We start from the raw sequence: 23,248 nt of genomic DNA, 5'->3' as shown, positions 1-23,248 counted from the left end.
GTGACAAAAATCCTGCCTGTGCTGCTTGTTCTTCTGATGGGACTGCACATCATCAAACCGCTTGGCCTGCCCGGCCTGAAGCGGCGCGGCGATTTCTGGAAGATCGCAGCCATTGCCATATTGATCATGGCACTAGCGGTAGGGTTTCACCTGCACGAAGGCTGACGAAAAGCCCGGCTGAAATGGCCGGACTCTTGTTTTTCAAGGCAAGTCAGGCTGCTTTTTCGAGATCTTTTTTCCAGCCGCCGGTTGCAGCCAGACCGTTCATCTTTGCCCGATGTGCGAAAGCGCGCTGACCGGCAGCGATATTTTCATCCTTGCCGCCCCAGGCTTCCAGCGCTGCCGCCTGCAGGGCACGGCCATAGGAGAAAGTCATTTTCCACGGCATGTCGAAGCCTGCATTCATCGCGGAAAGATGGGCTGTCGCTTCCTCGCCGGTCTGGCCTCCCGAAAGGAAGGCGATGCCGGGCACCGCTGCCGGGACCGTATTGCGGAAGCAGCGTACAGTTTTCTCCGCCACTTCCTCGACAGAAGCTTTGCGTGCCTTTTTGCCGTCAATGACCATGTTTGGCTTCAGGATCATGCCTTCGAGCCTGACGCGGGCATCGTAGAGTTCGGTAAAGACGGTTTTCAGAACCCATTCCGTCACTTCGTAACAACGGTCGATGGTGTGATTGCCCGGCTGGCCGTCCATCAACACTTCCGGCTCCACGATAGGGACTATGTTCGCCTCCTGGCAGAGGGCAGCGTAGCGGGCGAGGGTCTGGGCATTCTGTTTCACCGCGCCCCATGTGGGCAGGCCGTCCGAAATGGAAATCACCGCGCGCCATTTGGCGAAACGCGCACCAAGGCCGTAATATTCGGCAAGCCGTTCCCGCAGACCGTCCAGCCCCTCTGTGATGGTTTCACCTTCGAAGCCTGCTAGCGGCTTTGCGCCCGCATCGACCTTGATGCCGGGAATGGCTCCTGCCTTGCGGATGATTTCAACAAGCGGTGTACCGTCCTTCGCCTTCTGCCTTATGGTTTCGTCATAGAGAATGACACCCGAAATATAGTTCTTCATCGCGTCGTCCGAACGGAACAGCATTTCACGATAGTCGCGGCGGGTGTCTTCCGTCGAGGTGAGATGGATCGAGTCAAAGCGCTTCTTGATGGTGCTCGAGCTTTCGTCGGCGGCGAGAATACCTTTTCCTGCCGCCACCAGTGCAATCGCAATATCTTCAAGACGTTCAGTCATATGCAATGCTCCTTCTATCAAGGCGATGAGGGAGTGTTGGTTAAAACTGTGGCGAGCGCAAGTCATTGAAACGTTTGAAATATTATTCAAACGGTTTAGACCGTCGGATTGGCTATCGCAGTTTTTGCCGAAACCCGTTTTGATATCCGCGTCTCAAACCCCATGTAAGAAACCGCTGAGAAGACCGGGCTTGTTCTCGGTTGTCCAGATTTGAGGAGGAGATATGCGACGAGCCCTTTTGAGCCTGCCGCTTGTTCTGGCCGCATCGATGGTTGCCCTGCCGGTGCTGGATGTTTCGGCCGGGAGCATCAATGCCGGCGGCAGGCAGGCCAAAGCTAATGCGCCGTTTACAGCAACCCCGGTCGCCGAATTCGATACGCCATGGGCTATCGCCTTTCTGCCCGATGGCAGACTTTTATTGACGGAGAAGGGTGGAAAGATTTTCATCGTCACGCAATCGGGCGACAAGACCGCCGTTGGTGGTGTGCCGGAAGTGGCATTCAGTGGCCAGAACGGTCTTCTTGATATTGCGCCTGCACCGGATTTCGAAAAAAACAAGGCAGTCTATTTTTCCTATAACGAACCGGCGAAGAATGGCAGCAGTGTTGTTCTGGCACGTGCTGTGCTGGAAGAAGGTGACGGCAAGGCAGCGCTGAAGGACAAGACCACGATCTGGAAACAGGATGCGGCAGCGCGCGGTGGACAGCCGGGCGGCATTGTTGCATTTGCGCCGGACGGCAAGCATCTGTTCTTTTCGGTCGGTGACCGTATGTTGCCTGCAACCGCGCAGGATGATGCGGCTCCAATGGGCAAAATTTTGCGCATGAATCTGGATGGTTCCGTGCCCAAGGATAACCCACACGCGGATGTGGAAGGTGTGCGGGCGTTGACGTGGTCGACCGGCCATCGCAATCCGTATGGGCTGGCCTTCGATCCCGACGGAAAACTGTGGGAGCACGAGATGGGGCCGCGCGGCGGCGACGAGTTCAACCTCATCAAGCCCGGTCTCAATTATGGCTGGCCCGTCGTTTCCAATGGCGACAATTATAGCGGCAGGCCGATCCCGCGCCATAGTACACGCCCCGAATTCGAACCGCCATTGGTGTACTGGACGCCGGTTATCGCTCCCGCCGGGCTTGCCTTTTACGAGGGAGACATGTTCTCCGAATGGCGCGGTTCGGCTTTGATCGGAGGGCTTTCGGTCATGTCGCTGGTGCGTGTCGTGATCGATAAGGACGGCAAGGCGGACGAAGCCGAGCGTTTTGAAATGGAAAACCGTATCCGCGATGTTGCTGTCGGCCCCGACGGGGCCATCTGGCTGATCGAGGATGACAATCCGGGACGCCTCCTGAAGCTGACGCCCAAAAAATAAGCCCGGTATCAACCGGGCTTATGTGAACATGATTTATCGCATTACTTCTTCAGCACATCGACGCCCGGGAGCGGCTTGCCTTCCATCCATTCGAGGAAAGCGCCGCCTGCGGTCGAGATGTAAGTGAAGTCGTCGGCCACGCCAGCATGATTGAGGGCCGCGACGGTATCACCACCGCCGCCGACCGAAACCAGCTTGCCCGCCTTGGTGCGGGCGGCGACATGCTTTGCGGTCTTGACCGTAGCAGCATCGAATGGACGCAGTTCGAACGCACCAAGCGGACCGTTCCAGACAAGCGTAGCTGCGTCATCAATGGCCGAAGCGATCAGATCGGTCGAAAGTGCTCCGGCATCGAGAATCATGCCGTCACTTGGAACCGAATCGACTCCATAGGTCTTGTTCGGCGTATCGGCTGCGAAGTGCCAGCCAACCACGGCATCGACTGGCAGGATGATTGCGCATTTCGTGGTTTCTGCTTTGGCCATGATTTCGCGAGCGGTATGGGCCAGCTCATGTTCGCAGAGCGATTTGCCGACATCGTGTCCCTGCGCTGCCAGGAACGTGTTGGCCATGCCGCCGCCGATGACGAGCGCATCGACCTTTTCGATCAGGTTCGACAGAAGGTCGAGCTTGGTCGAAACCTTGGCACCGCCGACGATGGCCACTACCGGGCGAGCCGGATCGCCGAGACCCTTTTCGAGCGCTTCAAGTTCGGCCTGCATGGCGCGACCTGCATAAGCGGGCAGGACATGAGCCAGACCTTCGGTCGAGGCATGGGCGCGGTGAGCGGCGGAAAAAGCGTCGTTCACATAAAGATCGCCATTGGCGGCCAGAGCCGCGACGAATTCCGGATCGTTCTTTTCCTCGCCCTTGTGGAAACGGGTGTTTTCCAGAAGCAGGACATCGCCGTCCTTCAGCGCATCGACGGCAGCCTTTGCCTTGTCGCCGATGCAGTCTTCAGCAAAATGAACGCCGTGACCCAGCACCTTCGAAAGCGGCTTTACGACATGCTTCAGAGAGTTTTCATCCGAAGCAACGCCTTTTGGACGACCGAAATGGGCGAGCAGGATGACCTTTGCACCCTTCTTCGACAGTTCGGCAATGGTCGGCACGATGCGCTCGATGCGGGTCAGGTCAGTGACTTCGCCATTTGCCATCGGCACGTTGAGGTCAACGCGGACCAGTACGCGCTTGGACTTGACGTCGGCATCGTCGAGAGTGCGGAAACTCATGGTCTTTCTCCCAGAACTGTCTTTCGGGTGCCGGTGGAGCAAGGATCGCTCAAACAGGCAGGCGCCGGAAAAGGGTTGGATAGTCGGTAACAATCCCGTCCTCGTCGACGGGCAATTCGGCGGTGAAGGAACGGTCCGCCGCTTCGTAGCGGTAGCGCCTCCCTTCCTCGATACAGGTATAGCGCTGCTGGTCGCGCAAGGGACGGAAATTATCGAACGGTACGTAAAGCATGTCGAGCTGAATGGTGCCGCTTTCCGGTGTGAGGCCAAGGCGGCGGATGGGCAGCGTGTTGGTGAAGGGCGTTCCTGCCAGATCAATATCGATGCAGCCATCGAACTCGGGCAATGCATCGCCTGCCATCGTGCTCCAGCGACCGTCGCCGTCGGAAACAAGCTCCAGACGATTTCCGGCTGTGGTTTCGATCAGGAAATGAAGGACATGCCAGGCGCTGTTGCAGTCGATGCTGTAGCGCACGCCATAGGGGTTGCCTCCGCGGTCGCCAATCACCACGCTTTCGGCACGGATCGTGCGGCCGGTGGGGCCGATACTGAGATGTTCGAGCCCTTCTCCTTCCAGCGGACGCCAGCGCGCAACGGTGGGGAGGAGGGCTCGAAACATGATCAGAAGCTTAAATCAGCTTGCCGAAGGCGACAGCGGTATCGCCCATACGGCTGGAGAAGCCCCACTCGTTGTCATACCACGACAGGATGCGAACCATGGTGCCGTCCATGACCTTGGTCTGATCCATGTGGAAGACCGAGGAATGCGGATCGTGGTTGAAGTCGTGCGAGACAAGCGGCTCGTCCGTGTAGCCGAGGATGCCCTTGAGGCGGCCATTGGCGGCTGCGCGGATCGCGTTGTTGACTTCATCGACAGTCGTTTCGCGCTTGGCGATGAAGGTCAGGTCAACGACCGAGACGTTCGGGGTCGGAACGCGGATGGCAACGCCGTCCAGCTTGCCCTTCAGTTCCGGCAGAACGAGACCAACAGCCTTGGCTGCGCCCGTCGAGGTCGGGATCATGGAAAGAGCCGCTGCGCGTGCGCGGTAGAGATCCTTATGCATAGTGTCCAAGGTCGGCTGGTCACCCGTATAGGAGTGAATCGTGGTCATGAAGCCCTTTTCGATGCCGATAGCATCGTTGAGAACCTGAGCCACCGGTGCAAGGCAGTTGGTGGTGCACGAAGCGTTGGAGATGACCAGATGGTCCTTGGTCAGCTTGTCGTGGTTGACGCCATAGACGACAGTGAGGTCGGCGCCATCGGCAGGAGCCGAAACGATGACGCGCTTTGCACCAGCTTCAAGGTGAAGTGCCGCCTTGTCGCGCGAGGTGAAGATACCGGTGCATTCCAGAGCGATATCGACGCCTTCTTCCTTCCACGGCAGTTCAGCCGGGTTGCGGACGGCATGAACCTTGATCGGGCCATAGCCGACGTCGATGGTGTCGCCGGCAACCTTTACTTCCTTGGGGAAACGGCCATGAACGCTGTCATAACGCAGAAGATGTGCATTGGTTTCGACCGGGCCGAGATCGTTGATGGCGACGACCTGAATATCGGTGCGCCCCGACTCGACGATGGCACGAAGGATGTTGCGGCCGATGCGGCCAAAACCGTTAATTGCGACGCGAACTGCCATTTTCTCTTAATCTCCCGATAGGGTACTGCACATGCAGTGCTTCAAAACTCCGCCGGAACGGACAAATCGAACAGGATTCGTCCGACCGAACCGGAATGGAAACTCAAACGCCGGCGTTTTTGCGACGCCGGCGTTCTTAAAATCATGCGGCGTTGAGCTTCTTCTCCGCAGCTTCGGCGGCATGTTCTGCCGTGATGCCGAAATGCTTGTAGAGATCGTTGATCTCGCCCGAAGCGCCGAAGCCCTTCATGCCGATGAATATGCCGTTTTCGCCGATGAAGCGTTCCCAGCCGAGCGAGATTGCCGCTTCAATGGCAACCTTGACCGGCGCGTCGCCGATGGTCGCCGTCTGGTAGGCGTCGCTCTGCTGTTCGAAAAGCTCGAAGCAAGGAACGGAAACGACACGCGTGGCAATGCCTTTGCCTTCCAGCAGGTCGCGGGCCTTGAGTGCGATTTCCACTTCCGAGCCGGTCGCGAAGATCGTCACTTTGGCATCCTTGCTTGCCGCAGCAAGTTCATAGGCGCCGAAAGCCGAAAGGTTTTCGTCGCGATGCTCGGTGCGGACGGTCGGCAGGTTCTGGCGGGTCAGAGCCATCGTCGACGGCGTTTTCTTCGATTGCAGGGCAATCTGCCAGCATTCAGCCGCCTCGACAGCGTCGGCAGGGCGGAACACATTGTGGTTCGGAATGGCGCGCAAGGCGGCAAGCTGTTCGACCGGCTGGTGGGTCGGGCCATCTTCACCAAGACCGATGGAGTCGTGCGTCATCACGTAAACGACGCGGATGCCCATCAGCGAGGAAAGACGCATGGCCGGACGGCAATAATCCGAGAAGGTCAGGAAGGTGCCGCCATAAGGGATCAGGCCGCCATGCAGCGTCATGCCGTTCATGGCTGCTGCCATGCCGTGTTCACGGATACCGTAATGGACGTAACGCTGGCCGTAGTCTTCCGGCGTTATGGCCTTGGTCTGGCTCGTCTTGGTGTTGTTCGAACCGGTGAGGTCGGCGGAGCCGCCGATGGTTTCCGGCACGACACCGTTGATGACTTCCAGAGCCATTTCCGAAGACTTGCGGGTTGCGACCTTCGGTTTGTCGGCGGAAAGCTTCTTCTTGTATTCGATGATGGTCGCATCGAAGTTGGAAGGCAGGTCGCCACGCATCCGGCGCTCGAATTCAGCGCGGGTGTCCGGGTCGGCGGCGGCAAAGCGCTTTTCCCATTCCTGACGCTTCTTGGCGGCATTGAGACCGGCAACGCGCCAGCCGTCCAGTACTTCTGCCGGAACGACGAAAGGTTCGGAATTCCAGCCGAGCGCTTTGCGGGTTGCGGCAATTTCTTCGGCACCCAGCGGCGAACCATGTACCTTGTTGGTGCCAGCTTTGTTCGGCGCACCGAAGCCTATGGTCGTCTTGCAGGCGATCAGGGTAGGCTTTTCGGAAACCTTGGCCAGTTCGATAGCCTTGGCAATCGCATCCTGGTCATGACCATCGACAGCCATCGTGTTCCAGCCGGAAGCGGCGAAACGGGCAGGCTGGTCAGTATTGTCGGAAAGCGTGACGGGGCCGTCGATCGAGATGTTGTTGTCGTCCCAGAACACGATCAGCTTGTTCAGCTTCAGATGACCGGCAAGCGCAATGGCTTCCTGGCTGATGCCTTCCATGAGGCAGCCGTCACCGGCAATCACATAGGTGTAATGGTTGACGAGGCTGTCGCCGAACTGGGCGTTCAGGATGCGTTCGGAGAGCGCCATGCCGACGGCATTGGCAATGCCCTGGCCGAGCGGGCCGGTCGTCGTTTCGATGCCGGCTGCGTGGCCGTATTCCGGGTGACCGGCGGTGCGCGATCCGAGCTGGCGGAAATTCTTGATCTCGTCGATGGTGATGTCTTCGTAGCCCGAAAGATAGAGCAGCGAATAGAGCAGCATCGAGCCGTGGCCTGCGGAGAGCACGAAACGGTCGCGATCCGGCCAGTGCGGGTTCTGCGGGTCGTGCGAGAGGAAACGGGTATAAAGCGTCGTCGCTATATCGGCTGCACCCATCGGCAGGCCGGGATGGCCCGAATTGGCTTTCTCGACCGCATCCATGGAGAGGAAGCGGATTGCGTTGGCCATCTGGTTTTGTTTGTCGGAATTGGTCATGGTTTCAGCCGTCTTTCCTTGGGAGGGGTTAACGGGGTTGCGGCGATGCCTTTTGCCTGAGCACGATCCGTATCCAAAACGGCTTCATGCGTCTCGGGATCATGCTCCAGAAGGCATCGGGACACATAGCACCTGCGTATGAGGAGTCAATAAACCGATGACTTTTGGGCAATAAACTGTCCGCGACTAATCGATTGAGTTGTGTGGAAAGCTGTAGAACAATCACCGAAAAGCCGTTTTTGCACCGATAACGGTGCATGAACGTTCACATAAGCCCCTCATTTGTTGCTTATCTGGCGGGCGATTATTACAATCTTTTCAAAGATGCCCGTCCCGCAGGCGCGATTCGATGTCCAGAGTTAGTCTGCGAATTGGCATTGGAAAGGATATGGATGGCACCCGAAACGACCCTCAGGCAAGTCTTGGAACGGCTGGAAAAGGCACTCAATTCGCTTGAACAAGCGGTCGATCTGCGGCTGGACAAGGAAGGCGACTTCGCCGAGGCCGAGGAGGAGGTGCAGCGTATGAATGCGGATCGCAGCCGTCTCGCTCAGGAACTCGATCAGTCGGAAGCGCGCGCCGAGCGGCTGGAAGCCGCAAATCGCGAAGTTTCGCGGCGTCTTGTGACAGCGATGGAGACAATCCGCGCTGTTCTGGACCGATAGGAGGCTACCATAGCGACTGTAACCGTCACCATCGATGGCAAAGCCTACCGCATGGCCTGCGACGAAGGGCAGGAAGAACACCTGTCCGGGCTTGCCGACCGTTTCGATCAGTATGTCACGCATCTCAAAACCTCCTTCGGAGAAATCGGCGATCTGCGCCTGACGGTCATGGCCGGGATCATGGTTATGGACGAGATGGCTGAGATGCAGAAGCGCATCAACGGTCTGGAGAGCGAGGTCGAAACACTGCGCCGCGCACGTGATGAAGCGCTTGGTCGCGCCGACAGCAACGACGCTGCCCTGACCGGCATGCTTTCGGATGTAGCCTCGCGCATCGAGCAAGTGGCATCGCGCATTGCGCCGCGAAACAGCTAGTCAACTCTCCGCATTTTTGCGTCGTTTCGACAGATCAGCCGACTGGATGGAATAGGTCTTAGAGCCTGAATCATAATGAATGTAATGATATCAGGCTCTTGCGATACGCCGTGTGAGGAAGCGGATATTTGCGATGTATATCCACGCTTCGGAAGAAGCGATAGTTTTCTCGAAGTCTTTGGCCAGTCTGCGACACCTTCCCAGCCATGCAAATGTTCGCTCGACCACCCATCGGCGTGGCAGGGCTTCGAAACCGTTGGCCTGATCGGAGCGCTTGACGATTTCCAGTGTAAACTTTCCGACCTTTTCCAGCCTGCCTCTGAGCTTGGGGCCTGCATATCCGCCGTCAGCAAAGATATGTCGCAGCCACGGCCATCGTTTGAGTATGGTTTTCAAGACGTCCGGTGCGCCATCGCGATCCTGAATACCCGCAGAATGGATCACCAGACCAACCATCAAGCCAAGGGTATCAACGACAATGTGACGCTTACGTCCGCTAATCTTCTTTCCCGCGTCAAAGCCCCGTATTCCGCCACTTTCCGTGGTTCTAACTGACTGGCTGTCGATGACGCCAGCCGTTGGACTGGGCTGCCTGTCAGCCTGCTCACGCGCCAGCATCACAAGCGTGTTGTTGATGGTACGCAGCAAGCCTTCATCGCGCCAGCGGTAGAAGTATTTCTGTACCGTCGAGAATGGTGGGAAATCGGTTGGCAGAAGCCGCCACGCACCGCCAGATGATGCGATATAAAGAAGCGCGTTTACCACCTCACGCAGATCCGTTTTGCGAGGGCGACCAAGGTATCTGGGCGAAGGCATCAGCGGTTCGATCACTGACCATTCCGCATCCGTTAAATCAGTTGCATAGCGCGAATTGCGACGTACATAGTGGCGGCGAGCGGTTACTGTCCAGGCCATTGTGATCTCCATCGAATGTAAGCAATCCGATTGGATCATAACCTACTGTAATCGCTCAACCCTTTTTGGAACAGGCTCTTACAGACGCCGAGATGTCGAGGCTACTCTTTGGCGATTTGCCGCATCGAACTGCTTGCCAGGAGGAAGACCTGTAGAAGCTGTCCCGTTCTTCACGGCTCTCCTATTCGATATTCTTGCTTCAGATGCAATTTTCATCAAATTAACAGGTTCACCCCTAAGGCCGTTCCCTTGGGTAGTGAAGAACTTTTCAGAGCAAGAGTGTTATTAAAAACAAATCGATAGATCATAATCGGCAATAAAAAGCTTCGATTTTTTTCAGAATCGCGCTGGAGAAAATACTCAAATAGTTTTTTTGCTTTTGAGCATTTTTTTATGTGAGAACCAATCGGTTGCTCGCAAGCTAATAGCGACTATTATAGCCGCTGGTTCAGCTTCTTTTAGTCGGGTGTGGGAAATATCTTGAAGCGATACAGTGGGACGGATACCGCATTCTTCTCGACTGACATGGTTGAGAGCAGGTTTCGCAATGATTTTCTACGGGCTGCCATGAAGCCATTGTATGAAATCGTTATTGACCCTGCAGAACGCAATTATGAGCTTTCTGGTGTAGCCAGCTTGCGTACCAGCGGTTTGATTACAATCGGCACAACTACGTTCAATACGCAAAATTATGTCCGGACCCCGAAGATCATCGCCCAAGGTGGGCTGGATTTTTACATGGTACAACTGATGACCGGCGGACATCTGCAGGGCGACTTTGGCGGGACAGACGTGACGGCAAGCCCTGGTGATATTCTCGTTATTGATCTCGCGAAAACCCTTGTCAGTCGCGCTTTTAAAGGCGCCAGAACGACGGTATTCGTACGCCGATGTGATCTGGAGGAGGTTACGGGCGGTAGAAGTCTGCACGGGCTCGTCTTGCCTGGTGCGGAACCCATGACCCGCCTAGCCTTTAATTACATTCAGGAGCTCAATGCGGTTGTGCCAGAATTGGGGCCAGATGATGCGGTTGCTGCTCAACGTGTGATGCTGACATTGATCGCCGCTGGGATTACGGGTCTGAAGGGCAAATTCATCGAGCAGCTGCCCGTCAATTTGCCGATGCGAAAACGTATTCTGTCATTCATCGACAATAATCTTCACGATCCTCTTCTTGGGGTTTCTCTGATTATCAAAAATTTTCATGTGTCTCGCTCCCACCTCTATCGTGCATTCGAAAATGATGGTGGCGTCGCGAAGATTATTCGCGACAAGCGACTTGACCGCGCGTTTCGCATGTTGTCGGAAGAACGCCATCGGACTCTTTATACGAAAGAGATCGCTTATCGATGCGGTTTTCAGGATCCGACGCAATTTGCTGCAGCCTTCAAAAGCCGTTTTGGCATGTCTCCCAAAGATGCTCGCGCAAGCGGAGCGCAATTGCTTTCCAGCGGTATCATGGACTTCCCATTTTTTCAGCATCTTTCCCAAGAAATAGCGCGGGTAGGGGCCATTGATCCCTGGTTGCGGATCGTCAAATCCTTTTGAAAAGTTTTCCGGTTAGGCCGATGCAAGCCACTGGCGTTCCCGTTAAGCAGGTACTATATTGGCTCTTGGCGAACTGCGCTTCCCGACAGGTGTAACAGCATCCCCGGGGCCTTATTGATCTCTAAGGGAGCTGTCCCTGTGAAGGCTTGCGGGCTTTCGCATATGGCGCCCACCTACTTTGTAGGTTCCCGGGATCAATCACTACCATCGGTCGTCGTGGTCGCCGCTTTCTTTTCTCAATTTACCGCAGGTCAGCTATGAGCTTGATCTAACGGACAATTTGTTCGTAAACAGGCGCGACGTCCAACAATTCGCGCATCTTGATGAAATCTCCTGAAACAGTATCACCCGATTCATCGGAAAGACTGACCGTCGCAGTACCCGTCGCTTTCGTCTACGGTCTTCTGCTTTATGTCATGATCTGGTCGCGTCATTATGTGGATGCAATGCCGGTCATTGCAGGCCTGATGCTGTTACCGATGGCTGTTGCCAGCCTTGCCTCCAGCCTCTCCGATCCGTGGGCGGAAAAGGGATTGTGGCGCCATGTCCGTATGGGATGGGCCATTATTGGTGGGCTTGTCGTTATCAGCATGGTGCTTTTCCATGAGGCCGGAATTTGCGTGGCCATGGCCGCTCCGTTCTTCATGGCGTTCTCGGCGCTGGGTTCGGCTGTGACCTTGTGGATCATCCGACAGTTTCGCTCCCGTCGCTCGACGACGCTGGTGATCGCGCTGCCGCTCGTCGTTCTGCCAGCCGAACTTCAGATGTCCTACACACCGCACGATGGCGCTGTGACCACGGTGATCGAGATTGCGGCGCCGCCGGAAGTTGTCTGGCAGCAGACGGTTGAAATCCGCAATGTGCGTCCAGACGAGCTGTCGTGGACATTCAGCCATGGCATTCTTGGCGTGCCGCAGCCGACGGATGCAAGGCTGAACGGTACCGGCATCGGCGCGGTACGCGACTTGCAATGGACGCATGGCGTGAATTTTCAGGAAATTGTCACGCAATGGGAAGAGAACCGGCTTCTGGCGTGGGATTTCCGCTTCGGTCCCGGCTCCATACCGCCTGAGGTCGAAGCGCATATCAAGGTCGACAGCAGCTATCTGAAGCTTGCGCAGGGTGATTATCGCCTTGAACCGGTGGCGAATGGTCATACGCGGCTCACACTGACGGCCCATTATCGGATCGCAACGCCGATCGATTTCTACTGTGATTTGTGGGGCAAGCTGTTCCTGAATGACTTCCACGGCGTCGTTTTGAAGGTCATTCGCGACCGTTCGGAGAAGATCGCACGCAGGGGCGACCGGATCACTTGACGGAGCGGCTTAATGCGGTTCCACTACACGATGCAACGTGGCATCAGGGAGTGGCTTGGAATGACAGCAACGGAGCGTAGCCCCGGACTGGAAAAGCAGGAGCTTCGACGCAAGGTTCTGGCGGTCCGCGATGCTCTTGATCCGCGCTTTCACTACGAAGCTTCCCTTGCGGCCGCAAACAAGGGCGAGGCGGCAATCGATGTGGCCAAAGGTACGCTGATCGCCGGCTACTGGCCGATCCGTTCTGAAATGGACCCGCGCCCGCTGTTGTCGGTATTTCGCGCCAAAGGCGCGCGGCTTTGCCTCCCCGTCGTTCTGGATAAGGAAACGATTGCCTTTCGTGAGTATCTGCCCGATGCCAGATTGCGTCAGACGGGCTTCGGCACGATGGGACCGGGAGAAGATGCGCCGGTGGTTGATCCGGCGATCATGCTGATGCCGCTCGCAGGCTTTGACCGGCGCGGGCATCGGCTTGGCTATGGTGCCGGACACTACGACCGCGCGCTGGCGCGTTTCACGGAACGCGGATTGCAGCCACTTCTGATCGGCATGGCTTTCGACTGTCAGGAAGTTGAGCGTGTGCCCGATGAGCCGCACGATATTGCGCTCGACCAGATCCTGACCGAGAGCGGCTTGCGTTCGCTTGGCGCAGGTTTATAAGGCATTCTCATGAGATTGCTTTTTCTTGGTGATATGGTGGGCCGGTCGGGCCGCACCGCGGTATATGAAAAACTGCCGGGGCTGATTTCCGATCTGAAGCTGGACTTCGTAATCGTCAACGGCGAAAACGCCGCGGGCGGTTTTGGCATTACGGAAGAGATTTTCCACGATACCATTCGTGCTGGCGCCGACGTCGTGACGACCGGCAATCACGTCTGGGATCAGCGCGAAGCACTGGATTTCTCCAGGCGCGAAGACCGTTTTCTGCGCCCCGCAAACTTCCCGAAAGGCACAGCCGGAAAAGGCGAGGGGCTTTACATCGCCAAAAACGGCGCCCGGGTTCTGGTATCGAACGTCATGGGCCGAGTGTTCATGCATCCCGATCTTGATGATCCGTTTATCGCGGCCGAGAAAATTCTGGAAGCCTGTCCGCTTGGCGAGCAGGCCGATGCGGTCTTCTTCGATTTCCATGCTGAGGCGACGAGCGAAAAGCAGTGTTTCGGTCATTTTGTCGACGGTCGCGCCAGCGCTGTTGTCGGAACGCACACGCATGTCCCGACCGCCGATTGCCAGATTTTGCGGAATGGTACGGCCTATATGTCCGATGCCGGCATGTGCGGTGATTACGATTCCTCGCTTGGCATGGACAAGGAAGAGCCGCTCAATCGTTTCCTGTCGAAAGTGCCGAAAGGGCGTTTCGAGGCGGCGAATGGCCCGGCCACCGTCTGCGGCGTGGGCATAGAGATTTCGGATCGCACGGGGCTTGCAGAAAAGGCCGCCCCCTTGCGCATCGGTGCGCATCTGGAAGAAACCATTCCGGCATTCTGGCGATAACGTCTTATTTTAGCTCGAAGTATGATGTTATCTACAATCGAGTGGCTATTTTGAACTGGCAGCTTTCTGCCGGTTGAACGGGCTTTTCGCGTTCCTATCTCCTTGCAACGAGTTTTTTCGCAAGGGGACGCAACTCAATGGATTTTTTTGCCGAGTATCTGGGATTTCTTTCGACCCCTGCCGGCTGGGCCGCGCTGGTTACGCTGGTGACGATGGAAGTCGTCCTCGGTATCGACAATCTGATCTTCATCTCTATCCTGACCAACAAGCTGCCCGCTTCGCAGCAGGCTCGCGCACGCCGTATCGGTATCGGTGCGGCGCTCATTCTGCGTCTGGCGCTTCTTTTCACCATCTCGATCATCGTACAGCTCAAGGACCCGATTTTCGAGGCGTTCGGCCACGGCTTCTCCTGGCGTGACATCATCCTGATTGCCGGTGGTCTGTTTCTTGTCTGGAAGGCGACCAAGGAAATCCACCACACGGTCGATCCCGAGGATGGCAAGGAAAATATCGGCGGCAAAGTAGCTCAACTTACCATGGGCGCCGCCATCGTTCAGATTCTGATTCTCGATCTGGTCTTCTCGGTCGATTCGATCATCACTGCCGTTGGCATGACCGACGAGATCGCCATTATGGTCATTGCCGTGGTCGCAGCCGTCACCGTCATGCTGCTTGCGGCTGATCCGCTGTCGCGGTTCATTGCGGCGAACCCGACCATCGTCATGCTGGCGCTGGGGTTCCTGCTGATGATAGGCATGACGCTGATTGCCGATGGTTTCGGCTTCCACGTCCCGAAGGGCTACATCTACGCTGCGATGGGCTTTTCGGCGCTGGTCGAAGCGCTCAATATGCTGGCGCGGCGAAAGCGCAAGAATCAGTAACAAAAAGCTATACGCAACAAGGCCATCCGTCTCATCCTGAGACGGATGGCCTTGTTATTTTAACGCCGTGAAACTGGTCTGTTGTGGCAATTCTCGTGCAGAGGTCTGACCATTCGCAACGCTTGCAGGCTGTGCGTAATATGCCTTCTGCAAAAGCACGACGCATTACGTCAAGCCGCTCTGCGTTGAGCCCGAAAGGGTTCTGCGTGGAAAGCGTCTGGCCGATCAGGTCGCCTACGGCCTCCAATGCCAGCCGGTCGCGCTCGCGAACACTCGCTTCGTAACAATGGCAATCGCCCCCGCAGAGCAGGGGCGCGCAAATGTCGTCCGGGCCATCGACGAGAAGGATATCTTCCCCTTCGCTCAGCCGCCCGGCAATCCTGTCGTAGTTTTCGACGAAAGCCGGGCTGTAGCCTTTGCCGACATAAGTCAGCATGCAAAGGAGGTGATGGCCGCGCAGGCGTATTGTCACCTGTTTGATCAGGCCTTGCCGTCGCGGGCGATGGCCTTGAGGATCGCAGCGCCAAGAGCCGACTTGATGAGGGCACCGATAAGGAACGGCGTTACGCCGAAGGCAATTGCCTTTTCAACGCCGATGATGCTGGACAGCCAGACTGCGCCAAGCGCAAGGCAGACTACATTAGCGGCAAGGAACGAAACGAAGGCGAGGCCGACGCGGTTACCGTTCCAGCCGCGTTCGGCCAGATAGCCGGTCATCGCGGCGACGATCGGGAAGGAAACGAGATAGCCTGCGGTGGGGCCTGCGAAATGCGCAAGACCGCCAGCACCGCCAGCCAGAACCGGAAGGCCGAGCATGGCTTCGCCGAGCCAGGCCAGAACCGTGGCCATGCCAAGACGCCAGCCATAGAGTGCGCCGATCAGAGGGACGATCAGGGTCTGCAGCGTAATCGGAACCGGAATCATCGGAACTTCGATCTGCGACGAGATGGCGAGAACCAGCGTGCCAAGCGCAACGGCTGCAAGGCGCATCGCAGGGGAGCGGGATTCCAGATTGAGCGGGCTGAAGGATGGGTACGTCTGGGTTAAGGTCGTCATGGTTTCCTCAAATTATAGATAAAATTGAGATTCGATCTATATCTTCTTAAGGCTCCTGACGATAAACGCAAGAGGCGGTGCAAACAGAACGGTGCGTAGCTGTGGGAGTCGCGCGCAGAGACCCTGTCGCGCAGCTGAAAATCTGCACGAGTGACCAGAGTGGCGACGATAGAAATGAGGTGCTTATCTGTGCAAGCGCCTGATCAACCAACAATCGCGAACGAATCGCGCGTCTTGCCCGATGCGGTCTTGACCGGACGGTGTCCGATCCATTGTACATGACGGGCGAGGATGGTCACTGCGCTCTCGACATCGTTCTGGCGTAGCGCCTGCAATATGGCGCGATGGTCGTGGTCGGTGCGGGTTTCCCATTCCGACCGCCAGGTGGCGAAGAGAAACCGGGCGCTGGCAGCGTGGAGATCGTCGATGGCTGCAAGCAGACGCGGCATCTTGCATGGTTCGAGGATGAGCCGATGGAAGCGGCGATTGGCATCTTCCCAGCTTCTGACATCGCGTGACTTGTCGCCTTCCAGTGTGGCCTGTTCGGCGGCGTCGAGCGTTGCCTGTGTGATGTGCGGGGCTGCATGGCGCAGCGCCAGGACTTCCAAAGCGGCCCGCATCTCTGCCACTTCCCTGATCTCGCCGATGTCGAACGATGCAACCCGGACGCCGCGCCGTGGCTCGGAAACGGCAAGCCCTTGAGCCTCCAGCCGCCGGAATGCTTCGCGCACCGGCACATGGCTGGTCTCGAATTCTTCGGCAATGTGATCCTGTCGCAGTTTCATGCCGGGTTCTATCTCGCCCGCAATGATGCGGTCGGCAAGAATGCGGCTGATACGGGCTGCAATGGTTTCGCTGGGGGTGTTCTGGGCGGGCTGAATCATGAATTTATAGATAATCTGCTTTGCCTGGCGGGTCGAGCAATATTGCTTTTATTGACAGAGATTCGAGGGGGACGGCGCTTTTGCTGGACGAATGGGCCTGAATTCCTTATAACGCCGCCATTCTGCACGGAAAGCACTGTGGCCCAACCTGCGGCCCTTCTCTGCTTGATCTCTGTTTCATGCGTGACGCTTTCTCCGTGCACAGCATTTTAAACAGAACAGGGGTGCCATGGCCGGCCATTCACAGTTTAAGAATATCATGCACCGCAAGGGCCGTCAGGATGCGGTGCGGTCGAAAATGTTTTCCAAGCTCGGACGCGAAATCACCGTCGCTGCCAAGCAGGGTCTGCCTGACCCGACAATGAACCCGCGCCTGCGTCTGGCGATCCAGAACGCCAAGGCGCAGTCCATGCCGAAGGACAATATCGAGCGTGCCATCAAGAAGGCTGCCGGTAATGACGGCGAGAATTATGATGAAGTGCGCTACGAGGGCCGTGGCCCCGGCGGCGTATCGGTCATCGTGGAAGCGCTGACGGATAATCGCAACCGTACTGCATCGAATGTGCGCGCAGCCTTCACGAAATCGGGCGGTGCACTGGGCGAAACCGGCTCGGTGTCCTTCATGTTCGACCGCGTCGGCGAAATCATCTACAAGCCTGAAGTCGGCGACGCCGACAAGGTTATGGAAGCAGCCATCGAAGCTGGCGCTGACGATGTGCAGTCCGGTGAAGAAGAACACGTCATCATCTGCGCGTTCGAAGATATCGGCGAAGTGTCCAAGGCTCTGGAAGCTGCGCTCGGTGAAGCCGAATCGATCAAGACGATCTGGAAGCCGCAGACCAATACCGAGCTGGACGAGGAAAAGGCGCGTTCGGTTCTCAAGCTTCTCAACGTGCTCGAAGACGATGACGACGTGCAGAACGTCTACACGAATTTCGAAGTCAGCGACGAAGTCATGGAAAAGCTGAGCGCCTGATTGGGCACTCTGAGATAATCTCGAAAAATCCCGGCTTTGTCCGGGATTTTTTGTGTCTAGAGCGGTTCCAGTTAAAACGGAATCGTGGAACCGCTCTATCTCTTTGTTTTACGCATTATCCGACGCAAAACCGCTTCGCACTTTTGCTGGAAATGCTCCGATGAATGAGACATTCGGGCAATAAAAAACCCCGCCGAGGCGGGGTTTTTCAACTAGATGCAATATCGGATTAGATGCCGAGATTGCCGAAACGGTTCTTGAACTTGGTAACGCGACCGCCGCGATCAAGCAGGGTCTGCGAACCGCCCGTCCAGGCCGGATGGGTGGTCGGGTCGATATCGAGGTTCATCGTATCGCCTTCCTTGCCCCAGGTCGAGCGGGTCATGTATTCGGTGCCATCGGTCATCACGACCTTGATGGTGTGGTAGTCGGGATGGATATTGGCTTTCATCTTCTCAATCCTGAAAGTCTGGGGTGAAAAGCGCAGCCTTGACTATCGAAACTGCGGCACTTTCGCCCAATGGCAGATATGAAGACCCATTACCTACAGGCAACGGCTTCCAAAAGGGTTGGCGAGCCTATACATCAGGCGCACGGCAATAACAAGGGCGCAAACACAAGAATGGCCGACCGGGATACTGAAATTGATATGAATCACGAATTGACTGCAGAAGAAAGTCGCAAACGCCGCTCGCTGAAGCCGCTGCAGAGGATGATGCCGTTTCTGGCACCCTATAAGGTCCTGGTTGCAGGGGCGCTCTTTTCGTTGGTGCTGGCCGCTGTAACGACCCTTGCAGTGCCTGTTGCGCTGCGTCGCATGATCGACCATGGCTTTACGGGCTCGAATGCGATCTTCGTCAATAATTACTTCGGCATGCTCGTGTTGCTGGCGCTCATTCTCGCGCTGGCGTCGGGCCTGCGCTATTTCTTCGTGATTTCGCTCGGAGAGCGGGTGGTTGCCGATCTGCGCAATGCGGTATTCTCGCATGTGACGGCGCTCTCGCCGGAATTCTTCGACCGGTCGCAGTCCGGTGAAATCGTTTCGCGTCTGTCATCCGACACAACGCAGATCAAGTCCGTGGTGGGCGCTACAGCCTCTGTCGCGCTGCGCAACATGATTCTGGGTGTCGGCGCATTGGCGATGATGGTCGTGACCAGCCCGAAGCTTTCTGCGCTGGTCATTGCCGCCATTCCGATCATCGTTTTACCCCTCATTGCCTTCGGACGCTCGGTGCGTCGCCGCTCCCGTATGACGCAGGACATGCTGGCGAAGGCCAATGCCTATGCCAGCGAACAGATTGGCGCGATGCGTACGCTGCAGGCCTTCACCAACGAGAACATGGTGGTCGGGCGTTTTGGCAGCGCAGTGGAAAAAGCCTTCCAGGCAGCGCGTTCCTCCATTCAGGCCCGCGCAATCCTGACGGCCTTTGCAATTTTCCTGATCTTCTCCAGCATTGTTGCGGTGCTTTGGTTCGGTTCGCGTGATGTGCTGGCTGGCACGATGACAGCCGGTACGCTTGGACAGTTCGTGCTTTACGCAGTGTTTGCAGGCAGTTCCTTCGGTGCCTTGTCGGAAGTGGGTGGGGAACTGGCGCAGGCTGCAGGGGCAACGGAGCGCCTTGTCGAAATTCTGGACGAACAGCCCGGCATCGCAGCCCCCTTGAAGCCCGTTGCCATGCCTGTGCCGCCGCGCGGCGAGATCGTGTTCGATTCCGTGCATTTCTCCTATCCGACACGGCCAGATGCGCCGTCGCTCAACGGCATCAGCTTCACCGTGAAACCCGGCGAAACCGTTGCGATTGTCGGCCCCTCGGGTGCCGGCAAGAGCACGATCTTCGCGCTTGTCATGCGCTATTATGATCCGCAGTCGGGCAAGATTCGGATTGACGGCGTGGCCTTGCCTGATGCCGACCCGCAAGCCGTTCGCGCGCGTATTGCAACCGTGCCGCAGGACGTAGCGATTTTCGCCACCAGCATACGCGAGAATATCGCCTTCGGTCGCCCCGGAGCGAGCGACGAGGAGATTGTGGCGGCGGCAAAGGCGGCTCTTGCGCATGATTTCATCATGGCGCTCGACAAGGGCTATGATACCGAAGTGGGTGAACGCGGTGTGACGCTTTCAGGCGGTCAGCGCCAGCGTATTGCCATTGCGCGGGCAATCTTACGTGCTGCGCCCATTCTTCTCCTTGATGAAGCGACGTCAGCGCTTGATGCCGAAAGCGAAATGCTGGTGCAGAAAGCTCTGGACAGCCTGATGGCTGATCGCACGACGCTTGTCGTTGCGCACCGGCTTGCAACTGTGCTCAAGGCCGACCGCATTCTCGTGCTCGACCATGGTCATATTGTCGAAGAAGGCACACATCAAAGCCTTGTCGAAAAGGGCGGTATCTATGCCCGTCTCGCCAAGCTGCAATTCGAGGCAGGTGCTGGAGCATTCGTTGCGAAGTGAAATGGGAGGGCTTTGCCCTCCCGTCATTTCTTCTTAACGTTCGGTCAGCTTCAGCTCGATGCGCCGGTTCTTGGACCGGGCATCGGGTGTGTCGGCGGCGTCGAGCGGCTGATATTCGCCGAAGCCAGCCGCGACGAGCCGGTTGGCCGGAACGCCGTTGGCGATCAGGAATTTGACCACGGCGGTTGCGCGGGCCGATGAAAGCTCCCAATTGTCGCGGAAACGTCCGGTGCCGGCTAGAGGTACATTGTCTGTGTGGCCGTCAACGCGCAGCACCCAGTTGATGTCATCCGGGATTTCCTGATTGAGCTGGTTTACCGCATCGGCAAGTTTCTTCATCTCGTCCTGACCGGCCGGATTGATATCCGCCGAACCCGTCGGGAAAAGAACTTCCGACTGGAAGACGAAACGGTCACCGACTATGCGAATGTTTTCCTTGTCTGATAGGATTTCACGCAGACGCCCGAAGAAGTCGGAACGGTAGCGGTTCAACTCCTGCACGCGCTGCGCCAGCGCGACATTCAGGCGGCGGCCGAGATCGGCAATCTTGGCGTTCGATTCGCGGTCGCGGCTTTCGGAAGCATTGAGCGCATCTTCAAGCGCTGCGATCTGGCGGCGAAGAGCCGAAATCTGCTGGTTCAGCAGTTCCACTTGACTGAGCGCGCGGGCGCTGACCTGCTTTTCGGCATCAAGGCTTTCGGACAGTTCACCAGCGCGCTTTTCAGCCGCTGCACCCGCGCCGCTGCCTTCGTTCAAAAGGCTTTGCAGACGCGAACGCTCATTTTCCGCGCTGGACAGCGAAGCCTGCAGATTGGCGATGGTGTCCTGCATGTCCTGCGAATTGCTGCGCTCCAGCGACAGAAGCTGCGTCAATTCCTGTATCTGGCTGTTGAGGCGTGCAAGCACGCTGTCCTTGTTGTTGACCTCGCGGCTTAGTAGGAATTGCGCCAGCACGAAAACGGTGAGCAGGAACATGATTGCGAGCAGCAACGTCGTCAGTGCATCGACGAAGCCCGGCCAGTAATCGACATGCCTTTGGGAGCGGCGGTTGCGGGCGAGGGACATGGCGGCCTACTCCGCCTTGTCCGAGCGGTCGGATTTGCGATCGTGCGAACGCTCGCCGATGGCCTTGGTGAGGCGGTCAAGCGTCTGGCGGATGGCCTTCTGCTCGTCGGCCTGCTTTTCCACCCAGTCGCGCATGATCTGCTGTTCGCTGCGCATGTTCTTGACGAGGCCCTGTATGCCTTCCGCAAGATTGGCCAGCGCTGCCGTGGTGCGCTGTGTCGAAGCGTCCCCACCATGGAGGTTCTGTAGCCTGTCGGCCAGAACGCGGATTTCTTCCGTGCCGCCGTTTTGATCGGCTGCGATATCGGAACCGAGATCGGTGACCGAGGAAAGCCAGTTTTCCAGTTCTGTATAGAAGCGGTTTTGCGCGCGGCCCGCCTGAAGATCAAGGAAGCCGAGAATGAGCGAGCCGGAGAGGCCGAACAGAGAAGACGAGAAGGCTGTACCCATACCAGACAGTGGAGCCTGAAGCCCGGCTTTCAATGCATCGAGAACGTCGCCAGTGCTGCCGGAATTGGGGTCGAGTGTCTGGATGGTGCGTCCTATGGACCCGACTGTTTCCAGAAGGCCCCAGAAAGTGCCGAGAAGACCGAGAAAGACCAGAAGGCCGATCAGATAGCGCGATATATCGCGGCTTTCATCAAGGCGCGTCGCGATGGAATCGAGGATCGACCGCATGGATGAGGTCGACAGCGCCATCGACTGGCGGCGGCCGATCAGAGCACGCATCGGTGCCAGCAGCACGGGTGGGCGCGTGGTGCCTTCGCGGTCACCGTCGCGGAATGAATTAACCCAGCGAATTTCAGGCAAAAGCCGCAACACCTGCCCGAAGGCGAGCAGAATGCCGACCAGCAGAACGCCGAGAATAAGCCCGTTGAGACCAGGATTGGTGATGAAGAAAGTGTGAATCTGTCGCATCAGGATCGCCGCCAGAAAGGCGACGATAATAAGGAAGATCGCCATGGAGAGAATGACGATGCGCGGGCTCGAAAGGCGGTAGGGGTCGTAATCACGTCCCTCGTCCAGACGGTCCCGGGAAACTCTCAAATCGCTCATGCGCTGCGCTCCATGGTCGCGTGTTTGAACAGGAGCCTACTTCATTAATTCGTGAAGCGGAATCGTCTGGATACGAAAAAATGAAGGCAAAAATGCTTCAGCGCGCCGCTTTCACACGACGCGCTGAAAGGAAACGCAGGTAATGCCGGAATTAAATCAGATCGGCTTGTTGATCGTCTTCAGCAAGGCTTTCTGAATGATTTCATTGCCCGCAACAATGGTTTTGGTGCCGAAAATATCCTGCCCGCCATTCTTGTCCGAGACAAAACCACCGGCTTCGCGGATCATCAGCATGCCCGCGCCGAGATCCCACGGATGCATGCCGTCTTCCCAGAAGCCATCCAGACGGCCGCCTGCAACATAGGCGAGGTCGAGTGCAACGGCGCCCATGCGACGGATGCCTGCGGTTTCAGCCATGACATTGCGCAGTTCGACCAGATAATGGCCGTGATGGCCGCGACCCAGATGGGGAATACCGGTGCCTATGACGGAATCAACCAGCTTGTTGCGCGACGCGACGCGCAGGCGACGGTCATTGAGGAATGCGCCACCACCGCGTACTGCGGTGTAAAGCTCGTCCATAGCCGGATTGTAGATGACGCCGGCGACGATCTGTCCCTGACGCTCGAGAGCGATGGAGACTGCGAAAACCGGAATGCCGTGCAGGAAATTCGTGGTACCGTCGAGAGGATCGATCAGCCAGCGATGCTGTCCGTCCTTGGATTCAACCTCGCCGGATTCTTCCATCAGGAAGCCGTAATCCGGGCGGGCGCGGCTCAATTCCGTATAGACGATCTGTTCGGCGCGACGGTCTGCCTGGCTGACATAATCGCCTGGGCCCTTGAGAGAAACCTGGAGATTCTGGACTTCGCCAAAATCACGAGCGAGGCTGCGGCCGGCCTTCATAGCGGCCTGTACCATAACGTTGAGAAGGGCTGAGCGGGCCATTTCAT

General features: G+C 57.1%; 24 protein-coding genes and 1 other RNA gene. 12 read left to right on the top strand and 13 right to left on the bottom strand.

Annotated features, from left to right (window positions below):
- Nucleotides 1–165: a hypothetical protein gene (locus MKS82_RS11665; protein ID WP_181394320.1), complete on the top strand. Its 165-nt coding sequence runs from the start codon at nt 1–3 to the stop codon at nt 163–165.
- Between the two features lie 46 nt (nt 166–211).
- On the opposite strand, the gene MKS82_RS11660 is transcribed toward MKS82_RS11665, so the two are convergent.
- On the bottom strand, nt 212–1,237 hold the full coding sequence (locus MKS82_RS11660; protein ID WP_109988988.1) for a class I fructose-bisphosphate aldolase: 1,026 nt from the start codon (nt 1,235–1,237) through the stop codon (nt 212–214).
- Nucleotides 1,238–1,460: 223 nt separating this feature from the next.
- Here MKS82_RS11660 and MKS82_RS11655 point away from each other — a divergent pair, with 223 nt between their 5' ends.
- Nucleotides 1,461–2,609, top strand: coding sequence for a PQQ-dependent sugar dehydrogenase (locus MKS82_RS11655; protein ID WP_109988987.1), 1,149 nt, complete (start codon nt 1,461–1,463; stop codon nt 2,607–2,609).
- Between the two features lie 41 nt (nt 2,610–2,650).
- Here MKS82_RS11655 and MKS82_RS11650 read toward each other — a convergent pair whose 3' ends face one another.
- The 4 genes from MKS82_RS11650 to tkt form a co-directional block, all read right to left on the bottom strand.
- Complete coding sequence (locus tag MKS82_RS11650; RefSeq protein ID WP_240578880.1) at nt 2,651–3,841, bottom strand: phosphoglycerate kinase; 1,191 nt, start codon at nt 3,839–3,841, stop codon at nt 2,651–2,653.
- Between the two features lie 49 nt (nt 3,842–3,890).
- Nucleotides 3,891–4,460 carry a putative glycolipid-binding domain-containing protein gene (locus tag MKS82_RS11645; RefSeq protein WP_109988985.1) on the bottom strand — a complete coding sequence of 190 codons (570 nt, stop codon included), beginning with the start codon at nt 4,458–4,460 and terminating at the stop codon, nt 3,891–3,893.
- A gap of 10 nt (nt 4,461–4,470) precedes the next feature.
- Nucleotides 4,471–5,478 carry a type I glyceraldehyde-3-phosphate dehydrogenase gene (gap, locus tag MKS82_RS11640; RefSeq protein WP_109988984.1) on the bottom strand — a complete coding sequence of 336 codons (1,008 nt, stop codon included), beginning with the start codon at nt 5,476–5,478 and terminating at the stop codon, nt 4,471–4,473.
- Between the two features lie 142 nt (nt 5,479–5,620).
- Complete coding sequence (gene tkt, locus MKS82_RS11635) at nt 5,621–7,612, bottom strand: transketolase (protein WP_109988983.1); 1,992 nt, start codon at nt 7,610–7,612, stop codon at nt 5,621–5,623.
- A gap of 392 nt (nt 7,613–8,004) precedes the next feature.
- Between tkt and MKS82_RS11630 the strand changes: the two genes are divergently transcribed.
- On the top strand, nt 8,005–8,277 hold the full coding sequence (locus MKS82_RS11630) for a DUF4164 domain-containing protein (RefSeq protein WP_109988982.1): 273 nt from the start codon (nt 8,005–8,007) through the stop codon (nt 8,275–8,277).
- 9 nt (nt 8,278–8,286) lie between these two features.
- Nucleotides 8,287–8,652 (top strand): cell division protein ZapA, encoded by a 366-nt coding sequence (locus MKS82_RS11625; RefSeq protein ID WP_029376275.1) that lies wholly within the window; start codon nt 8,287–8,289, stop codon nt 8,650–8,652.
- A gap of 90 nt (nt 8,653–8,742) precedes the next feature.
- On the opposite strand, the gene MKS82_RS11620 is transcribed toward MKS82_RS11625, so the two are convergent.
- The gene (locus tag MKS82_RS11620) at nt 8,743–9,567 is read right to left on the bottom strand and encodes an IS5 family transposase (protein WP_240578521.1); all 825 of its coding nucleotides are present in this window, start codon (nt 9,565–9,567) and stop codon (nt 8,743–8,745) included.
- Nucleotides 9,568–10,092: 525 nt separating this feature from the next.
- Between MKS82_RS11620 and MKS82_RS11615 the strand changes: the two genes are divergently transcribed.
- The 6 genes from MKS82_RS11615 (at nt 10,093) to MKS82_RS11590 (ending at nt 14,809) form a co-directional block, all read left to right on the top strand.
- On the top strand, nt 10,093–11,115 hold the full coding sequence (locus MKS82_RS11615; protein WP_109989117.1) for a helix-turn-helix domain-containing protein: 1,023 nt from the start codon (nt 10,093–10,095) through the stop codon (nt 11,113–11,115).
- 67 nt (nt 11,116–11,182) lie between these two features.
- Nucleotides 11,183–11,341: non-coding RNA, 6S RNA (ssrS, locus tag MKS82_RS11610), on the top strand.
- A gap of 97 nt (nt 11,342–11,438) precedes the next feature.
- Nucleotides 11,439–12,434: an SRPBCC family protein gene (locus MKS82_RS11605; RefSeq protein ID WP_109989118.1), complete on the top strand. Its 996-nt coding sequence runs from the start codon at nt 11,439–11,441 to the stop codon at nt 12,432–12,434.
- Between the two features lie 60 nt (nt 12,435–12,494).
- The gene (locus MKS82_RS11600; protein ID WP_109989119.1) at nt 12,495–13,094 is read left to right on the top strand and encodes a 5-formyltetrahydrofolate cyclo-ligase; all 600 of its coding nucleotides are present in this window, start codon (nt 12,495–12,497) and stop codon (nt 13,092–13,094) included.
- A gap of 9 nt (nt 13,095–13,103) precedes the next feature.
- Nucleotides 13,104–13,928 carry a TIGR00282 family metallophosphoesterase gene (locus tag MKS82_RS11595; protein ID WP_109989120.1) on the top strand — a complete coding sequence of 275 codons (825 nt, stop codon included), beginning with the start codon at nt 13,104–13,106 and terminating at the stop codon, nt 13,926–13,928.
- Nucleotides 13,929–14,065: 137 nt separating this feature from the next.
- Entirely contained in the window at nt 14,066–14,809 is a 744-nt protein-coding gene (locus tag MKS82_RS11590) for a TerC family protein (protein WP_109989121.1), read from the top strand.
- A 31-nt stretch (nt 14,810–14,840) separates the two neighbouring features.
- Here the strand turns inward: MKS82_RS11590 and MKS82_RS11585 are convergent, their stop codons facing one another.
- From MKS82_RS11585 to MKS82_RS11575, 3 genes are all read right to left on the bottom strand, one after another.
- Complete coding sequence (locus MKS82_RS11585) at nt 14,841–15,281, bottom strand: DUF1284 domain-containing protein (RefSeq protein WP_240578879.1); 441 nt, start codon at nt 15,279–15,281, stop codon at nt 14,841–14,843.
- An 8-nt stretch (nt 15,282–15,289) separates the two neighbouring features.
- Complete coding sequence (locus tag MKS82_RS11580) at nt 15,290–15,865, bottom strand: biotin transporter BioY (RefSeq protein ID WP_109989123.1); 576 nt, start codon at nt 15,863–15,865, stop codon at nt 15,290–15,292.
- A gap of 203 nt (nt 15,866–16,068) precedes the next feature.
- Nucleotides 16,069–16,749, bottom strand: a complete 681-nt coding sequence (locus MKS82_RS11575) for a GntR family transcriptional regulator (protein WP_061348025.1) — start codon at nt 16,747–16,749, stop codon at nt 16,069–16,071.
- 229 nt (nt 16,750–16,978) lie between these two features.
- On the opposite strand from MKS82_RS11575, the gene MKS82_RS11570 reads away from it, so the two are divergent.
- On the top strand, nt 16,979–17,725 hold the full coding sequence (locus tag MKS82_RS11570) for a YebC/PmpR family DNA-binding transcriptional regulator (protein WP_109989124.1): 747 nt from the start codon (nt 16,979–16,981) through the stop codon (nt 17,723–17,725).
- 229 nt (nt 17,726–17,954) lie between these two features.
- On the opposite strand, the gene rpmE is transcribed toward MKS82_RS11570, so the two are convergent.
- Nucleotides 17,955–18,176, bottom strand: coding sequence for a 50S ribosomal protein L31 (rpmE, locus tag MKS82_RS11565; protein WP_002964804.1), 222 nt, complete (start codon nt 18,174–18,176; stop codon nt 17,955–17,957).
- A 69-nt stretch (nt 18,177–18,245) separates the two neighbouring features.
- On the opposite strand from rpmE, the gene MKS82_RS11560 reads away from it, so the two are divergent.
- On the top strand, nt 18,246–20,174 hold the full coding sequence (locus tag MKS82_RS11560; RefSeq protein WP_181394323.1) for an ABC transporter transmembrane domain-containing protein: 1,929 nt from the start codon (nt 18,246–18,248) through the stop codon (nt 20,172–20,174).
- A 33-nt stretch (nt 20,175–20,207) separates the two neighbouring features.
- Here the strand turns inward: MKS82_RS11560 and MKS82_RS11555 are convergent, their stop codons facing one another.
- The 3 genes from MKS82_RS11555 to MKS82_RS11545 form a co-directional block, all read right to left on the bottom strand.
- Complete coding sequence (locus MKS82_RS11555; protein ID WP_109989125.1) at nt 20,208–21,239, bottom strand: peptidoglycan -binding protein; 1,032 nt, start codon at nt 21,237–21,239, stop codon at nt 20,208–20,210.
- A 6-nt stretch (nt 21,240–21,245) separates the two neighbouring features.
- Entirely contained in the window at nt 21,246–22,295 is a 1,050-nt protein-coding gene (locus MKS82_RS11550; protein WP_109989126.1) for a MotA/TolQ/ExbB proton channel family protein, read from the bottom strand.
- A 156-nt stretch (nt 22,296–22,451) separates the two neighbouring features.
- Nucleotides 22,452–23,243, bottom strand: coding sequence for an inositol monophosphatase family protein (locus tag MKS82_RS11545; RefSeq protein WP_109989127.1), 792 nt, complete (start codon nt 23,241–23,243; stop codon nt 22,452–22,454).
- Nucleotides 23,244–23,248: the final 5 nt, after the last annotated feature.

Source organism: Ochrobactrum sp. A-1, assembly GCF_022488005.1.
Taxonomy (GTDB): Bacteria; Pseudomonadota; Alphaproteobacteria; order Rhizobiales; family Rhizobiaceae; genus Brucella.
Note: the sequence above shows the minus strand (reverse complement) of the source record. Positions and strands in the feature narration are given on the sequence as shown.

Excerpts from the sequence above, each read along its gene's own strand:
- MKS82_RS11630 (WP_109988982.1), top strand. The coding sequence starts at position 8,005 with ATGGCACCCGAAACGACCCTCAGGCAAGTCTTGGAACGGCTGGAAAAG.
- MKS82_RS11600 (WP_109989119.1), top strand. The coding sequence starts at position 12,495 with ATGACAGCAACGGAGCGTAGCCCCGGACTGGAAAAGCAGGAGCTTCGA.
- MKS82_RS11645 (WP_109988985.1), bottom strand. The coding sequence starts at position 4,460 with ATGTTTCGAGCCCTCCTCCCCACCGTTGCGCGCTGGCGTCCGCTGGAA.
- tkt (WP_109988983.1), bottom strand. The coding sequence starts at position 7,612 with ATGACCAATTCCGACAAACAAAACCAGATGGCCAACGCAATCCGCTTC.
- MKS82_RS11590 (WP_109989121.1), top strand. The coding sequence starts at position 14,066 with ATGGATTTTTTTGCCGAGTATCTGGGATTTCTTTCGACCCCTGCCGGC.
- MKS82_RS11570 (WP_109989124.1), top strand. The coding sequence starts at position 16,979 with ATGGCCGGCCATTCACAGTTTAAGAATATCATGCACCGCAAGGGCCGT.
- MKS82_RS11545 (WP_109989127.1), bottom strand. The coding sequence starts at position 23,243 with ATGGCCCGCTCAGCCCTTCTCAACGTTATGGTACAGGCCGCTATGAAG.
- MKS82_RS11655 (WP_109988987.1), top strand. The coding sequence starts at position 1,461 with ATGCGACGAGCCCTTTTGAGCCTGCCGCTTGTTCTGGCCGCATCGATG.
- MKS82_RS11555 (WP_109989125.1), bottom strand. The coding sequence starts at position 21,239 with ATGTCCCTCGCCCGCAACCGCCGCTCCCAAAGGCATGTCGATTACTGG.
- MKS82_RS11575 (WP_061348025.1), bottom strand. The coding sequence starts at position 16,749 with ATGATTCAGCCCGCCCAGAACACCCCCAGCGAAACCATTGCAGCCCGT.
- MKS82_RS11615 (WP_109989117.1), top strand. The coding sequence starts at position 10,093 with ATGGTTGAGAGCAGGTTTCGCAATGATTTTCTACGGGCTGCCATGAAG.
- MKS82_RS11660 (WP_109988988.1), bottom strand. The coding sequence starts at position 1,237 with ATGACTGAACGTCTTGAAGATATTGCGATTGCACTGGTGGCGGCAGGA.
- MKS82_RS11620 (WP_240578521.1), bottom strand. The coding sequence starts at position 9,567 with ATGGCCTGGACAGTAACCGCTCGCCGCCACTATGTACGTCGCAATTCG.
- MKS82_RS11595 (WP_109989120.1), top strand. The coding sequence starts at position 13,104 with ATGAGATTGCTTTTTCTTGGTGATATGGTGGGCCGGTCGGGCCGCACC.
- MKS82_RS11650 (WP_240578880.1), bottom strand. The coding sequence starts at position 3,841 with ATGAGTTTCCGCACTCTCGACGATGCCGACGTCAAGTCCAAGCGCGTA.
- MKS82_RS11580 (WP_109989123.1), bottom strand. The coding sequence starts at position 15,865 with ATGACGACCTTAACCCAGACGTACCCATCCTTCAGCCCGCTCAATCTG.
- rpmE (WP_002964804.1), bottom strand. The coding sequence starts at position 18,176 with ATGAAAGCCAATATCCATCCCGACTACCACACCATCAAGGTCGTGATG.
- MKS82_RS11605 (WP_109989118.1), top strand. The coding sequence starts at position 11,439 with ATGAAATCTCCTGAAACAGTATCACCCGATTCATCGGAAAGACTGACC.
- MKS82_RS11560 (WP_181394323.1), top strand. The coding sequence starts at position 18,246 with ATGGCAGATATGAAGACCCATTACCTACAGGCAACGGCTTCCAAAAGG.
- MKS82_RS11550 (WP_109989126.1), bottom strand. The coding sequence starts at position 22,295 with ATGAGCGATTTGAGAGTTTCCCGGGACCGTCTGGACGAGGGACGTGAT.
- gap (WP_109988984.1), bottom strand. The coding sequence starts at position 5,478 with ATGGCAGTTCGCGTCGCAATTAACGGTTTTGGCCGCATCGGCCGCAAC.